The sequence below is a fragment of the Rhizobium sp. SL86 genome, from assembly GCF_026672545.1.
GTDB lineage: Bacteria > Pseudomonadota > Alphaproteobacteria > Rhizobiales > Rhizobiaceae > Neorhizobium.
The window spans coordinates 2,148,851-2,164,216 of the sequence record NZ_JAPPRJ010000001.1; the positions used below are offsets into that span (position 1 = coordinate 2,148,851).

The 15,366-nt window shown below is 61.3% G+C and carries 13 protein-coding genes; 5 read left to right on the forward strand and 8 right to left on the reverse strand.

Annotated elements, in window-relative coordinates:
• The 6 genes from OU993_RS10580 to OU993_RS10605 form a co-directional block, all read right to left on the reverse strand.
• Positions 1-426: a globin family protein gene (locus OU993_RS10580; protein WP_268156857.1), complete on the reverse strand. Its 426-nt coding sequence runs from the start codon at positions 424-426 to the stop codon at positions 1-3.
• 24 nt (positions 427-450) lie between these two features.
• Positions 451-1,248: an ABC transporter ATP-binding protein gene (locus OU993_RS10585; RefSeq protein WP_268156859.1), complete on the reverse strand. Its 798-nt coding sequence runs from the start codon at positions 1,246-1,248 to the stop codon at positions 451-453.
• Positions 1,249-1,259: 11 nt separating this feature from the next.
• Positions 1,260-2,156 carry a nitrate ABC transporter permease gene (gene ntrB / locus OU993_RS10590; RefSeq protein ID WP_268156860.1) on the reverse strand — a complete coding sequence of 299 codons (897 nt, stop codon included), beginning with the start codon at positions 2,154-2,156 and terminating at the stop codon, positions 1,260-1,262.
• Positions 2,157-2,233: 77 nt separating this feature from the next.
• Positions 2,234-3,523, reverse strand: a complete 1,290-nt coding sequence (locus tag OU993_RS10595) for a CmpA/NrtA family ABC transporter substrate-binding protein (protein ID WP_268156862.1) — start codon at positions 3,521-3,523, stop codon at positions 2,234-2,236.
• Positions 3,524-3,875: 352 nt separating this feature from the next.
• Positions 3,876-5,144: a CmpA/NrtA family ABC transporter substrate-binding protein gene (locus tag OU993_RS10600; protein ID WP_442792902.1), complete on the reverse strand. Its 1,269-nt coding sequence runs from the start codon at positions 5,142-5,144 to the stop codon at positions 3,876-3,878.
• Positions 5,145-5,190: 46 nt separating this feature from the next.
• Positions 5,191-5,778: an ANTAR domain-containing response regulator gene (locus OU993_RS10605; RefSeq protein ID WP_268156865.1), complete on the reverse strand. Its 588-nt coding sequence runs from the start codon at positions 5,776-5,778 to the stop codon at positions 5,191-5,193.
• Positions 5,779-6,414: 636 nt separating this feature from the next.
• On the opposite strand from OU993_RS10605, the gene OU993_RS10610 reads away from it, so the two are divergent.
• Positions 6,415-6,780 carry a hypothetical protein gene (locus OU993_RS10610; protein WP_268156866.1) on the forward strand — a complete coding sequence of 122 codons (366 nt, stop codon included), beginning with the start codon at positions 6,415-6,417 and terminating at the stop codon, positions 6,778-6,780.
• A gap of 22 nt (positions 6,781-6,802) precedes the next feature.
• On the opposite strand, the gene OU993_RS10615 is transcribed toward OU993_RS10610, so the two are convergent.
• Positions 6,803-7,549, reverse strand: coding sequence for a response regulator (locus OU993_RS10615; RefSeq protein WP_268156867.1), 747 nt, complete (start codon positions 7,547-7,549; stop codon positions 6,803-6,805).
• A gap of 126 nt (positions 7,550-7,675) precedes the next feature.
• On the opposite strand from OU993_RS10615, the gene OU993_RS10620 reads away from it, so the two are divergent.
• Together OU993_RS10620 and OU993_RS10625 are read left to right on the forward strand one after the other, a co-directional pair.
• The gene (locus OU993_RS10620; RefSeq protein WP_268156869.1) at positions 7,676-8,428 is read left to right on the forward strand and encodes a helix-turn-helix domain-containing protein; all 753 of its coding nucleotides are present in this window, start codon (positions 7,676-7,678) and stop codon (positions 8,426-8,428) included.
• Between the two features lie 36 nt (positions 8,429-8,464).
• Entirely contained in the window at positions 8,465-10,372 is a 1,908-nt protein-coding gene (locus OU993_RS10625) for a hybrid sensor histidine kinase/response regulator (RefSeq protein ID WP_268156871.1), read from the forward strand.
• Positions 10,373-10,384: 12 nt separating this feature from the next.
• Here the strand turns inward: OU993_RS10625 and OU993_RS10630 are convergent, their stop codons facing one another.
• Positions 10,385-12,160 (reverse strand): ABC transporter ATP-binding protein/permease, encoded by a 1,776-nt coding sequence (locus tag OU993_RS10630; protein WP_268156873.1) that lies wholly within the window; start codon positions 12,158-12,160, stop codon positions 10,385-10,387.
• Between the two features lie 271 nt (positions 12,161-12,431).
• On the opposite strand from OU993_RS10630, the gene OU993_RS10635 reads away from it, so the two are divergent.
• Positions 12,432-14,060 carry an AMP-binding protein gene (locus OU993_RS10635; protein ID WP_268156875.1) on the forward strand — a complete coding sequence of 543 codons (1,629 nt, stop codon included), beginning with the start codon at positions 12,432-12,434 and terminating at the stop codon, positions 14,058-14,060.
• A gap of 164 nt (positions 14,061-14,224) precedes the next feature.
• Positions 14,225-15,361 (forward strand): ABC transporter substrate-binding protein, encoded by a 1,137-nt coding sequence (locus OU993_RS10640; RefSeq protein ID WP_268156876.1) that lies wholly within the window; start codon positions 14,225-14,227, stop codon positions 15,359-15,361.
• The last annotated feature ends 5 nt before the right edge of the window (positions 15,362-15,366 follow it).

Below are 15,366 nucleotides of genomic sequence, written 5' to 3' on the forward strand. Positions count from 1 at the left end.
TTACTCCGTCGCCTCGATGTTACGACAGCTCGCGGCAATCATGACGCCTGACAGCGTGGTGTAGGCGGTGGCCCATGCGGCTTTTGTTTCCGGCGTGAAGTCATCCCCGAGACCCTGTTCCAGAGTCCAGATCAGCGCTTCACCGACAGGCGTGTAGTGTTCTGTCTTGACGCCGTATTCGACATGTTTGACGGCGAGCCCTTCGGCGGCCGGTATGATGGCCTCAAGATTCTTCAGGCCGTTGACGACGACGCCGAGCGTCGTCATCAGCTTTTTGCCCTGTTCCCTGATGTCGCCCTTGAACAGGGGCTTTACCTCGGGGGCAATTTCAAACAGGCGACCATAGAAAAGTGACGCTGCCGCCTCGCGGATCGGCACGACTTTGGCGAAGGATGACTGCACGAGATCGATGTCCTGGGGTGTCATGGCTTTGCTCCGGTTCGTGAGAGATCAGGCCGCTTCCACGAAGCGGTGGCGCTCGTAGAGGAACTTCAACACCGCCTCGCGGCATTTCAGGTAGGTGCGGTCCGATGCCAGCTCGATGCGGTTGCGGGGGCGTGCGATCGGCACGTCCAGGATTTCGCCGATCTTCGCCGCCGGGCCATTGGTCATCATCACGATGCGGTCGGAGAGCAGGACGGCTTCGTCCACGTCATGGGTGATCATGATCATCGTGTTGCCGAGCCGGGCATGGATCTCCATCACCGCATCCTGCAGGTGGGCGCGGGTCAGCGCGTCGAGCGCGCCGAAGGGTTCGTCCAGCAGCAGCACCTTGGGCTCCATCGAGAGCGCCCGGGCAATGCCGACACGCTGTTTCATGCCGCCGGAGATTTCCGCCGGGCGCTTGTCCTTGGCATGCGCCATCTGCACGAGATCGAGATTGTGCATCACCCAGGCATGGCGCTCGGCCTTGCTCTTCTTGCCGCGGAAGACCTTGGAGACGGCGAGATCGATGTTTTCGTAGACCGTGAGCCAGGGGAGCAGCGAATGGTTCTGGAAAACGACTGCCCGTTCGGGGCCGGGCGCATCCACATGTTTGCCGTCGAGGAAAACGGCGCCGGAGGTGGCATCGATCAGCCCGGCGATGATGTTGAGCACGGTGGATTTGCCGCAGCCCGAATGACCGATGATCGAGATGAATTCGCCTTTGTCGACGCCGAGCGAGATCTGCTTGAGAACCTCGCTTCGGGTGCCGTTGCGCTCGAAGGTCTTGTCGATGAATTCCAGCGAAAGATAAGGTTGTGCCATGACGGATCTCCTCAGGCGTTTGCGGTGCCGCGGGTGACAAGACGCCCGATGAAGGCGATGAAGCGATCGAGGAAGAAGCCGACCACGCCGACGTAAATCAGGGCGACGATGATGTCGCTGATCAGTGACGAGTTCCACGCATCCCAGATGAAGAAGCCGATGCCGACACCGCCGATCAGCATCTCGGCGGCAACGATCGCGAGCCAGGAGAGGCCGATGCCGATCCGCAGGCCGGTGAAGATGTAAGGGGCTGCCGCCGGCAGCATGATCTTGGCGAAATATTCAAAACCGTTGAGGCGCAGCACCTTGGCGACGTTCTGGTAGTCCTGCGGGATGTTGCGGATGCCAACGGCGGTGTTGATGATGATCGGCCAGATGGCGGTGATGAAGATGACGAAGATGGCGGACGGGTTGCCGTCACGGAAGGCGGCAAGCGACAGCGGCAGCCAGGCGAGTGGCGGCACCGTGCGCAGCACCTGGAAGATCGGGTCGAGGCCGCGCATCGCCCATTGGCTCTGTCCGACCAGCACGCCGAGCGCAACGCCGGCCACCACGGCAAGTGCGTAACCGATCGCCACGCGCTGAAGGCTGGCGAAAATATGCCAGAACATGCCCTGATCGATGCCCTGGCCGACATAGAAGGGATGGGCGATCAGTTCCCAGCTTTCTTCCAGAACGCGCGAGGGCGCAGGAAGGCTCGAGGTTGGCGAAGAACAGACGAGTTCCCACAGCAAGACAATCAGCACAAGCGTGATGAGGGGCGGCAGAAGCTGCGCCATCATCTGCCGGCCATTCTGCAGCAGCCGCGTGCCGAACGGCTTTGTGGCAGGTGACGGGTTGAACGTGACCACCTGCGCAGTCTGCGCCGGTTTCTTTTCTTCCTTGAGGTTCAGCTGGGTGACGGACATCGCCGCTCTCCTTTTTGTTCACGTCGGGGTCTGGGCGGCGTGCATTCGATGCAGCGCCGCCCGCGGTCGCCGAGGGGTCAGGCCATGCGGGTAATGCTGAGGCTCTTCAGGTAGGCGGCTGGATCTGCCGGATCGAAGGCCTTGCCGTCGAAGAAGGTTTCCTTGCCGCGCGAGGTGGAGGTCGGAATGTCGGAAACGCCCAGTTCCTTGGCGGCCTCGCGCCACAGGTCCTCGCGGTTGACCTTCGCCACCATTCCCTTGATGTCGAGGCCGGGCTCGAACTTGCCCCAGCGGATGTCTTCCGCCAGGAACCAGGCGTCGTGGCTCTGGTAGGGGTAGGAGGCGTGGTCGCGCCAGAACTTCATGAAATGCGGGCTGTCTTTCACCAGCTTGCCGTTGCCGTAGTCATATTCGCCCTTCAGGCGGTCAACGATGTCCTTCGACGGCACGTTGAACCAGGACCGCTTGCCGACGATCTCGGCGAGCTCGTCCTTGTTCTTCATGTCATCGCACCACTGTGCTGCTTCCAGCACAGCCATCAGCAAGGCCTTGGTTGCCCGCGGGTTTTTCTCCACCCAATCGGCGCGCATGCCGAGCGACTTTTCCGGATGTTTGTTCCAGAGCTCCCCGGTGGTGACCGCCGAATAGCCAATGCCCTGGTTGACCAGCTGTTCGTTCCAGGGTTCGCCAACGCAGAAACAGTCCATCGTGCCGACCTTCATGTTGGCCACCATCTGCGGCGGCGGCACGACGATGGTCTCGACATCCTTGTCCGGATCGATGCCGCCGGCCGCCAGCCAATAGCGGATCCACAGGTCGTGTGTGCCGCCGGGGAAGGTCATCGCCACCTTGGCCGGGTTGCCGGCCGCCTTCTTCTTGGCGAAGGTCTCCTTCAGCACGCCGGAATCCAGACCGACCTTCAAATCGGCATAGGCGGAGCCAACCGAGATGCCCTGCCCATCGAGGTTGAGGCGGGCAAGGATCACCATCGGCAGCGGCTGGTTGTTCTGTGTCACCTTGCCGGCTGAAATCAGGTAGGGCATCGGCGTGAGAATATGCGCGCCGTCGATACCGTTGCCGGCTGAGCCCAGTACCAGATTGTCACGCGTCGTGCCCCAGGAAGCCTGCTTGACGACCTCGACATCCGGCATGCCGTATTTTGCGAAGATGCCTTTTTCCTTGGCAACGATCAGAGGTGCAGAATCGGTCAGTGCGATAAAGCCGAGCACGGCCTTGGTGGTTTCCGGGCCCGCTCCTTGCGCAAAGGCGCCGGAGGGCAGGGCGGCCTTCGCCGCGCCGATCAGAGCGGCTGTGGCAGATGTCTTCAACAGGCCGCGACGGCTGATGCTGGTGATGATCTTGGTCATGCGCAGGTTCCCCTTTTGCGTCGTTGACGAAAATTCAGGCACAAAAAAACGCCGCTTGGAGATTGCGCCATCGCGGATCCCTTGGGTGGATCGCGAGCTGCAAAAACCTTGCGACGTCGATGTCTTTGAAGAACGCCTATCGCGCGTTCCGGTGCGCTGATCGCCATTGACCCGCGCCCTGATTTCCATGCAATGACCGTGCCAGTTCCTGCGGGGAATTATAACCTGTTGAATCGGATGATCTAATTCATGCGGGGCCATGCGTGGTGAACGAGGTGTCCGCCCAATGCAGTGGCGCCTAAATAGGCGGCAGTGCCTCGCAAGGTGCTGAAGCGATGTGCAGCGCCTGCGATCAGACGTCCTCTTCGCCGCGGTCCTGAGCAAGCCGGCTGCGCACGGGGAAGGCCTCCGCATAGGCCTTCAACCGGGCGGGATCGAAGATGAAACCATCCATGAAACGGTCGTGTTCCGCGACACCCTCGATGCGCAGGTCATCGTCCAAGGGCATTGCTGCCGATGGCAACGCCGCCCGGTAGAGGTCCGGCCGGTAGGCCGCGGCGGCGGCCCTGGCGCCAGCCTCGCTGAAGCCCGTCTGCCCCCAGCGGATCATCTGGCTGTAGATCCAGAGCGCCTTGCTGGGGCGCGGATAGTTGGCATGGCCCTCGTGGAAGACGAAATATTTGTCAATCAGACGGCGATTGCCGCGCGCATCGAGGCTGAACTCGCCGGACAGAACATGGCGGATGATATGGACGGGTGCGGCGATGTAGCGGCTGTCCGCCAGCATTTCGGCCAGCGCATCATGGTTTTCCGGCCGGTCGCACCAGCGGGCGGCCGCATCCAGCGCAACGATGAGGCGCGAGACGGTGTCCGGATGGGTTTGCGCCCATTCCGGCCGCATGCCGATCACCTTTTCCGGGGCGGACGGCCAGATGTCCTGTTTGGCGGCCACGATGCGACCGACGCCGCGCTCGGAGGCGACCATGTTCCACGGTGCCCCGACGCAGAAGCCGTCGATCGCGCCGGCCGCCAGCGCATCGGAGGTCATCGGCGGCGGCACCACCACCATCTTGACGTCACGGTCCGGATCGATGCCGCCGGCTGCCAGCCAGTAGCGGAACTCGTAATTGTGTGAGGAGAAGGGATAGGTCATGCCGAGCGTCGGCGGCATTTCGTCTGTTGCGCGCATGGCCTTCAAAAGCGTGGCGAGCGCGCGTGCATTTTCGAGAGCGGATGCGGTCTCCGGCAGGCCGGCCACTTCCTGCATCCGGGTATAAAGCCGGGTGGACAGGGTGATCGCGTTGCCACCACGGCCGAGCGAGAAGGGCGTGATCGTCGGCGACGGATTGGAGCCGAGCCCCAGCATGGAGGCGACCGGCATCGGCGAAAGCATGTGGGCGATGTCGAACTGGCGGAAGGCGAGCCGATCGCGCACATTGGCCCAGGAAACGTCCTTCACGAGGTCGAGCCTCAAACCCTCACGGGCAGCAAAACCGAATTCGGCGGCGGCGAGCAGGATCGAGGCATCCACCAGCGGAATGAAGCCAGCCCGCAGGACCTTCGGGCCGTCGCCCTGAACATGCGCCGGTGCGGACAAAGGTGCGTGCGTTTCTGTCACCATCAAATCCACTCCGCTGTTCTCCTTGCCGCCATGTTCCGGTGCTTCATCACATCAAAAGCCCCGCGGCGGTGACCACGCTCTGCGCGATCTCGGACATCTTCTTCTTTTCGTTCATGGCGGTCTGGCGAAGCAGCGAGAAGGCCTCCTCCTCCGACAAGCCCCTTAGTTTCATCAGGATGCCCTTGGCGCGTTCGATCACCTTGCGCTCTTCCAGCGCTGAACGCGCATCGGCGAGTTCCCGCTGCAGCCGGCTGAAGGCGTTGAAGCGGGAAACGGCCATATCGAGGATCGGCTTCACCCGCTCCTTCTTCAGGCCGTCGACGATATAAGCGGACACACCGGCTTCGACGGCCGCCTCGATCGAGGCGGTGTCGGAGCGATCGACGAACATCGCGATCGGCCGCGAGACCGTCCGCGTCAGCTGGAACAGGTGCTCCATCATGTCACGGTTGGGGTTCTCGATGTCGATGATGATGACGTCCGGTCTCAGCGTCTCGATGATGCGGGCAACCCCATTGACCTCGTGGATGACCGTCACCTTGCGATGGCCGGCATCGTGCAGACCTTCCTCGATGATCGAGGCCCGGATCGCGTTCTCATCGATGACGAGAATGGTGAGGTCATGTTGCAACATAGCCTACTGATGCCGCAGTGCAAAAGACTTGGCAAGACGACATCGCCTAAATTTCGTGCAGATATGCTTCTTGCTCAAGATTTGGAATTGTAACTTTCTATCAACTATACGGTATCAGAGTAAGGTTCTCTCGGTACTCTAGCGTTCAAAGCGTCGTTTCGGGCTTGATTAAACGTTTTAGCCTTATTATTGCCTCGGTTCGGTTATTTCACGGTCTTCGTATATTGCGGCGTTCAAAGAACGCTCCGTCTGCCCATGGGCAGATCGAACATGGCCGGCCCGTATCCCATAAGCGGTGGGATCGGTTCGGTTGCCGCGCGTGACGTTCCTGGTCTTAGGTCCTTTTCCAGGGCGTTACGCGTGGTGCATTCCGCCTGTCGGCGGCAGTGAGACATCCCCGGCGATCACGAAGCCAGGCGGGCGGTCGGTCCGCGCTCCCGGTATCGTGGTCCTGCGCGTCGGGGATGTCTCGAATGCCGCTCCGGTGCCCTCTCGCGGAAATGGGAAAATTTGTCGCAGTTGATTCTGCTCAAAGCCGGACGCAGTGTTCCCGGCTACGTTTTCAGATAAAGAAGACATGCAGGGCTGAAGTCACCTGCGAGCCGGGAAGGGTTGACCCCTTCCGAGGAACGCCCAATGAACGCCGCTTACAACGTAACCGACATGACGGCCGCACAGGTCGATCGCGCTTTCCCTCTGGTGACTGCGGTCGATGCCGTTTCCGATCTTTCGGACTGGCGCCAATTCTGCCAGCGGATCATCGCCTCCCGCAGCGAGGAGACCGCGAACGAATGGCTGCTCGTCTGCGCCAATGCGCTTGGCTATCTGAAAGGGTTGTGCCTGGCGCGGATCAGCCAGACCGAGGCCGGCAGCATCCTCGACGTGCCGCTTTATGTCGTGGCAACCGTGGTCGACGAGGAGGGGGTCCAGTCGGCCCTGCGCGCCCGCCTGCAGATGCTGGCGGCAACGCTTGGTGCGACAGTTCCGGTCATTCCGGCGTAAACTTGCGCGGGGCGGGCACGGTTCAGGCGTTGCGCGCTTCCGGTTTCTGCGATCCGCCGGTGAAGATGTAGCCCACGCCACGGACCGAACGGATGAAGGTCGGATGCGCCGGGTTGGGCTCGATTTTCTTGCGCAACCTTGCGATCTGCGCGTCGATGGCGCGATCGAAGGCTTCCAACTGGCGACCGCGCGTCTGGTCCATCAGCATTTCCCGGGTCAGAACACGGCCGGCATTGCGGACCATCACCGCCAGCATGTCGAATTCGCCGGTCGTCAGTTCCACTTCCTCGTCCTGCGGATTGAGGAGACGCCGGCGGCTGATCTCAAGTTTCCAGCCGTCGAATTCCAGAACCTGGCCGACCTCCTGCTGGACGGCTTCGACCGGGCGTCTCCGGCGCAGGATGCTGCGGACGCGTGCGAGAACCTCGCGCAGGTGAAAGGGTTTTGGAATGTAATCGTCGGCGCCCACTTCGAGGCCGATGATACGGTCGAGGACATCGTCGCGGCCGGTCAGCATGACGATCGGCACGTCGGAGCCCGAACGCACCTCGCGGGCCAGCGCCAGGCCGTCTTCGCTGTTCGGCAGCACGAGGTCGAGAAGAATGAGATCGATGACGTGTTCGCTCAACGCCTTGCGCATTCCCTGGCCGTCCGATGCGCCGTGAACGATGAACCCTTCATCCTCGAAATAACGGGTCACCATTTGGCGGATGCGCGGATCATCGTCGACGATGAGAATACGATCCGCCCGCCGTTCGTGTTTCGTCATACCAATGACCTGATTGATCTATTCGCTGTTACACACTGTTACACGATTCAACCGACCGTAACATGCGCGGCATCCTTCTGTCACCGCCGCTCGCCATAGTTTGGCCATCAAGACAGAGGGACTGACATGCTTTCGACAGGTTCAAACGCACATTCCGCTTTCGCCGCCATGGCGACGATGAAGCCGCAGCTTGCGACACTGGACGAACTCTTTGCGAGCGTTCCGCGGGAAAGCCTCGATGTCGGCGAAGGTTTGTTCTGGCAGGGCGACAAGGCCCAGCACATCTTCGAGGTGACCGAAGGAGTCTTGAGGATTTTCAAGATCATAGCCGATGGCCGCCGGGTCATCACCGGTTTTCTTTATGCGGGCGACATGGTCGGCGTCTCGCTCAAGGACGTCTATCTCTACAGCGCCGAGGCCGTCACACCGGTCAAGGTGCGCCGGGTGACGAAGCGGGCTTTCCAGGAGGCGATCGAACATTCGCCGGAGCTTCGCCCGCAGCTTTTCTCGCTCATCTGCGACGAAATGGCCGCCGCTCAGGACCAGATGGTGCTTCTGTCACGCAAGAGCGCCGAAGAGCGGGTTGCAAGCTTCCTGATGCTGATTGCGCGGCGCATGTATGGCGAGCGCCAGATGGGCCGCAAGGTGGATCTGCCGATGAGCCGCCAGGACATGGCCGACTATCTCGGCCTCACCATCGAGACCGTGTCGCGCACGATCACCAAGCTGGTGTCGCGCGGCGTCATCACCCCGAACGGCCGTCACGCCTTCGACATCGCCAAGCCCGGAAAACTGCTTGCGCTGTGTGGCGATGGCGATAGTTATGACGATATCGGCAATGGTGCCCCGAAAACCAGGCAGGCTGTCTGGCCGCATTGAGACGAGTGACCCCGCTTTCGGGTACGAGAGGACTGCATGAACGAGACGGCAAAGGTTGGTCTGCGCGGACATGATATTGCGCAGCTTGTTGCTGTTCTCGATCCGATCAATGTCGTCGTACATGGCGTCGATGGCGTGATCAGTCACTGGAGCGCCGGCAGCGCCGACCTGTTCGGCTGGACGGCGGACGAGGTGGCCGGCCTGCATGTGATCGAACTGCTGCAGCCGGAATCCTCACTCGATATCGGTCATGTCATCGAAGAGATCCGCAGGGACGGTGCCTGGAAAAGCAATCTCGAATACCGGCACAAGGACGGCCACACGATCTCCGTCCTCAGCCGCTGGGTGCTTTCCGAAACCGATGGAGAGCCGGTGGTGATCCAGCTGAACGAGGACTTCCGGTCCGCAGCCTCGGTGCAGGAAAGCCTTGCGGCACGCGAGGCGCATTTCCGCTCCATCCTGCAGACGGTGCCCGAAGCGATGGTCGTCATCGACGAGGTCGGTACCATCACCTCCTTTTCCTCCACGGCGGAAGAGCTTTTCGGTTACGAGGCAGACGAAGTGGAAGGCCGTAATGTCGCCATCCTGATGCCGTCTCCGGACCGGGAGAACCACGACCGCTACATCGTCAATTATCTCACAAGCGGCCAGCGGCGCATCATTGGCCTTGGCCGTGTCGTCAAGGGCCTGCGCAAGGATGGTTCCACCTTCCCGATGGAACTTGCGGTCGGCGAAGCGATCTCCAACGGCAAACGCATCTTCACGGGCTTCATCCGCGATCTGACGAGCCGTCACCGGATCGAAGAGGAGCTGCGCCAGGCGCAGAAGATGGAAGCGATCGGGCAGCTGACCGGCGGTCTTGCCCATGACTTCAACAACCTGCTCACCATCATCAGCGGCAATCTCGAAATGCTGGAGATGCGGGTGACCGACCCGAAGGCGCAGATCCTTCTGCAGGAGGCGCAGGGCGCTACCGATGACGGCGCCAAGCTGACCGGTCAATTGCTGGCCTTCGGCCGACGCCAGCCGCTGAACCCGCGCCTCACCGATCTCGGCCAGCTCGTCTCCAGCTTTTCCGAACTCATCCGTCGCACCATCGGTGATCGGGTGGAACTGCGCACCACCATTCGTGGTGGCGGCAACGAGGGTCTGGTCGATGGTCCGCAATTGCAGAACGCGCTCCTGAACCTTGCCCTTAACGCGCGCGATGCGATGCCCTCCGGCGGTCTGCTCACCATCGAGGTCAATCGCGTGCATCTCGATTTCGATTATGCGCAGATGTATCCGCAGCTGCGGGCCGGGGATTACGTGCTCGTGGCGGTGACCGATACCGGAACCGGCATGACGGAGGAGGTCAAGCAGCGCGCCTTCGAGCCCTTCTTCACCACGAAGACCACCGGCGCCGGAACGGGGCTTGGCCTGTCCATGGTCTACGGCTTCGTCCGCCAGTCCGGCGGTCACATCCAGATCTATTCGGAAGCCGGCCAGGGCACCAGCGTGCGGCTGTTTCTGCCTGCCGCCGTCGGTGCTGCGGCGGCTGCCACCGCTGCGGAGGCGGCGCGCAATCAGCCGGCCGTTCCCGGCGGCAGCGAAACCATTCTGGTCGTCGAGGACGATCCGCGGGTGCGGCGTGTGGCGGTCGCGCGGCTGGAAAGTTTTGGTTACACGGTCTGCGAGGCCGGCAATGGCAACGAGGCACTGGCCGTCCTGGACAAACATCCGGAAGTCGCGCTCGTCTTTACCGATATCGCCATGCCCGGAATGTCCGGTGACCAGCTGGCGAAGATCGTCCGGGAACAGCGCCCCGACATCAAGATCCTCTTCACCTCCGGTTATGCCGAGCCCGATGTGGCCGGCAAGCAGCTTGCCGCCGATGGCAGCTGGCTGAAGAAACCCTATACGGCCCGCGACCTGGCATTGGAACTCAGGGCCCTGCTGGACTGAGCGCCCTGTGCGTCACTTCAGTGGCTGCAGATGGATCTGCCGGGGTGACAGGCCGAGAAACGCTTCCGATCGACCGATATAGAGAATGGCGGCCTCGGCAATCTCGTTGATGATCGAGGCGATTTCCCGTTGCGTCGCAGGCTCCAGGGTTTCCAGCGCATCATCCACCACGATCCATTTCGGCTCCAGCAGGATGGCGTTTGCCAGCCTCAGACGCGCCTGGTCCTCCTCGTCCAGCACCCGCTCCCAGCGATCCCGGGTATCGAGCCGGTCGACGAGATTTGCGAGCCCGACCCGTGTCAGCGCCTCGGCGATCTGGACATCGCCATAGGCCGTGGCCCGGTGCGGATAGGCCAGAACTTCGCGCAGCGTCGCATCCGGAAAGTATCCCTTCTGCGGGATGAACAGCATGGATTGTGGTGCCGGCAGACGGATTTCGCCCGATCCGAACCGCCAGAGGCCGGCGAGCGCCATGAACAGCAGGTGCCGGTTGGCATTCGGATCGCCGTTGATCATCACCCGTTCGCCGGGTGCGATGACGGTTTCGCCTTCCAGATGCAAACCGCGTTCTGTGCCGGCGGACGAGAGTGCCGGTGTCAGCGTCAGGTCGCGGATCGTCAGCTTGCCGTCCTCGCCGACGGTCACGGTCAGTGCGTTTTCCGCCTCGGCAAAATCGTTGAGGCTGCAGAGCGCCCGGCGAAACATCGAGACGCGGTAGAGCGCTGCCTTCCAGTCGGCGATGGGGCGGAAATTGTCGATGTACCAGCGCAGTGCGGTGTTGACCTGGTTGAAGGCGCCGACCGCCATCATCAGTCCGCCGAAGGAGAGGGTGCCGTTGAAATAGACGGGGGCGGCAATCAGAATGGGCGCAATCGTGGTCATCCAGCCGAAGCCGGCGGAGACCCAGGTGAGGTTCGTGGCGGCAAGCGCAAGGCGCCTCAGAACCACCAGAACGGCACTGATCGCCGCCTGGATCCGCTGCCGTTCGCTTTCTTCGCCCTTGGCGAGCGTGATCGCCATCAGGTTCTCATTGGTGTGCATCAGGGCGAAACGCAGTTCCGCTTCCTTGGAATAACGTTCGGTGTTGAGGCCCGGCAGTTTGCGGCCAACGACTTTGCTCAGCAGCGAGGCGCCGCCGGCATAGATCAGGGCCGCCCAGACCATGTAGCCGGGGATGGAGATCTCACGGCCTTCCAGCATGAAGGAGAAATCGGCGGACAGCATCCACAGCACGCCGATGAAGCTCATCAGCAGGATTGTCGCATTCACAAGGCCGATGGCGAGCGTCGTTGTCAGTTCCGCCAGGTTGCGTGCGTCTTCGTGCAGGCGCTGGTCGGGGTTGATGCCCATCGGGCCGGAATTGGCAAGCTTCAGCGCGCGCCGGGGTTTCATCCATTGGTCCACGAGATCGCGTGTCAGCCCCTCGCGCATCCGCAGCGCTGTCATCTGGTTCAGCCAGGCCTGCACCACATTGAGGATCAGAAGCGAGCCGGCGATGATGAAGAACACTTTCAGCTGTTCGAAGAAGGCCGGTGTGTCCCGCTGCTCCAGCGCATTGTAGAAGGGCGTGTTCCAGTGGTTCAGGCGGTATTGGGCATAGACGGTGGACAGGATGACGGTCAGGAGAGCTACGGTGAGGAGCAGGATGCGGTTGCGCACGCCGGAGGCCCAGAAGGCGCCTGCCATCATCTTCAACTGCGCATAAAAGCCGAACTCGCGATTGCCGATATCAAATTCGGTAGGCTGGTCTGCCATCGCATCCGTTTGAGCCATGAGAATACCCGTCATGCATGCCGCCGGAAGCCCTCGAGGCTTCCCTTCGAAATTATTCCTACACCGAAATTCTGAAGGTATCGCATCAAACATGCCTGTCCCTGCCACTTCAGCATCTGCGCATGAGCGGTCAGAAAAAATATTATAAACTTAAAATTTCTCCCTTGCATGTCGATCGGTCCGGTGTAATTCTTGACCCATAAGAGGCGAAAACAGCCTCAGATGGCGCGCGTGCGGGAGAGGAAACCCGCGTGATGCAGCCGGCAGGACAGAAGGGAACAGAGCCATGCTGGGACCCACCAGTCACGTGGATACGTTTGCCCGCGACAATCTTCCGCCTCTCGATCAGTGGCCGGAACTTCTGCTCGACGGTTTCGATTATCCGGATTACCTGAATGCCGCCGTCGAGTTGACCGACCGGATGGTGGAAAAGGGTTTTGGCGATCACACCGCCCTCATCGGCAATGGCCGCCGACGCACCTATAAGGAACTTGCCGACTGGACGAACCGCATCGCCCGTGCGCTGGTCGAGGATTATGGATTGAAGCCCGGCAACCGGGTGCTGATCCGTTCTGCCAACAATCCGGCCATGGTCGCCTGCTGGCTGGCCGCGACCAAGGCGGGTGCCGTTGTGGTCAACACCATGCCGATGCTGCGGGCCGGCGAACTGGCGAAGATCATCGACAAGGCCGAGATCTCGATTGCGCTGTGCGACACGCGCCTGATGGACGAGCTTGTTGCGACCGCCAAGGAAAGCCGTTTCCTCAATCAGGTGATCGGCTTCGACGGAACGGCAAATCATGACGCCGAACTCGACCGTGCGGCGCTCAACAAGCCGGTTCGCTTCGATCCGGTGAAGACCGGGCGGGATGACGTGGCACTTCTCGGCTTCACCTCCGGCTCGACCGGCGTACCGAAGGCGACGATGCATTTCCATCGCGATCTGCTGATCATTGCGGATGCCTATGCAAAGGAAGTGCTGAACGTGACGCCGGAGGATGTGTTCGTCGGCTCGCCGCCGCTCGCTTTCACCTTCGGGCTGGGTGGCCTTGCGATCTTCCCCTTGCGTTTCGGCGCCGCGGCAACGCTTCTGGAGAACGCCACGCCGCCGAAGATGATGGAGATCATCGAGACCTACAAGGCGACGATCTGCTTTACTGCCCCCACCGCCTATCGCGCCATGCTCGCCGCCATGGATCAGGGCAAGGCGGATCTGTCGTCGCTGCGCATCGCGGTCTCTGCCGGCGAAACGCTGCCCGGCCCGGTGTTCGAGGAATGGACATCGAAGACCGGCAAGCCGATCCTGGATGGCATCGGCGCCACGGAAATGCTGCACATCTTCATCTCCAACCGCCTCGGCGAATCCAAACCCTATTGCACCGGGCGGCCGCTGACCGGCTACAAGGCCATGGTTGTCGATGAAGCGATGAACGAGGTACCGCGCGGTGTAATCGGCCGCTTGGCGGTAAAGGGTCCGATCGGCTGCCGCTACATGGCCGACCATCGCCAGGCGGAATATGTCCGAGATGGCTGGAACCTGACAGGCGACAGTTTTACCCAGGACGAGGACGGTTATTTTCATTTCGCCGCACGCTCTGACGATATGATCGTCTCGGCCGGCTACAACATCGCCGGACCGGAGGTCGAGGCCGCGCTTCTGAAACACGAGGCCGTGCTCGAATGTGCCGTGATCGGCGTGCCGGATGAAGAGCGCGGCCATATCGTGCAGGCGCATGTGGTGTTGACGGACAAGACGCAGGCCTGCGATGCCTTGGCGAAGCTTCTGCAGGAACATGTCAAAGCGGTCATTGCGCCATACAAATATCCGCGCTCGATCATCTTTGTCGATGCGCTGCCGAAGACGGAATCCGGCAAGATCCAGCGCTTCCGTCTGAAACCGGATCGCGCGGCTTAAGGGCTGCGCGTCGGCGTGCCAGGGCGGACGTCAGTCGTTGCGTGTGAATGTCTGCTTTCGACTATGAAAATGGTCTTCCATAAGGCTATGGTCAGCCTCGGGACGATCGGCCGCAAGGCCGCACCAGAACAAGATGAGTGGGACAAAAAACGGGAGTGCATGACATGAAGACTATTCTGAAGGCCGCAACGCTGGCCCTGACGCTTGGTGCCTCGACGATGGCGATGGCCGAGCCGATCAAGATTGGACTGATCACCACCCTTTCCGGCGGCGGTGCCGGCCTCGGTGTCGACACGCGTGATGGCTTCATGCTGGCCATCAAGCAGTCCGGCAACAAGGACATCACGGTCGTGACCGAAGATGATGCACAGAAGCCGGAACTGGCGGTGCAGATCGCCGACAAGATGATCCAGAGCGACAAGGTGGATATCTTGACCGGCATCGTCTGGTCGAACCTTTTGATGGCGGTCGTGCCGGGCGCTGTGGCCCAGGGCAAGATCTACGTCTCGACCAATGCCGCGCCGGCGGCGCTTGCCGGCGAAAAGTGCGATCCGCTCTATTTTAATGCCGCCTATCAGAACGACAATCTTCATGAGGCCATGGGCGAATATGCCAACAAGGTCTACAAGAAGATGTTCATCATGGCGCCCAACTATCCGGCGGGCAAGGATTCGCTGACCGGCTTCAAGCGCTACTACAAGGGTGAGCTGGCAAACGAGGTCTACACCAAGGTCGGCCAGACGGATTACGCCGCCGAGATCGCCCAGATCCGCGCTTCCGGCGCCGATGCGGCCTTCGTCTTCCTGCCGGGCGGCATGGGCATTGCCTTCATGAAGCAGTATGCACAGTCCGGTGTGAAGATCCCGGTCATCGGCCCCGGCTTCTCCTTCAGCCAGGACGTGCTACCGGCGATCGGCGATGCGGCGCTGGGTGCCAAGGCCTCCGGCCAGTGGGCAAAGGACCTCGATAACGCCGCCAACAAGAAATTCGTGCCGGCCTTCCAGGCGGAATATGGCCGCCTGCCGTCGATCTACGCCGTGCAGGCCTATGATGCGGCACAGCTGATCCTGGCAGCTGCCTCCAAGGCGAGCGTCAAGGATGTGAAGGCCTTCACGACGGAACTCAGCAAGGCCGATATTCAATCGCCGCGTGGAAAATTCAAGTTCAACACCAACCGTCACCCGATCCAGGACATCTACCTGACCGAAGTGGTGAAGGACAACGGCACGCTGACCAACAAGATCGTCGAGAAGATCTTCACCGATCACGGCGATGCCTATGCGAAAGACTGCAAGAAGTAAGGCGC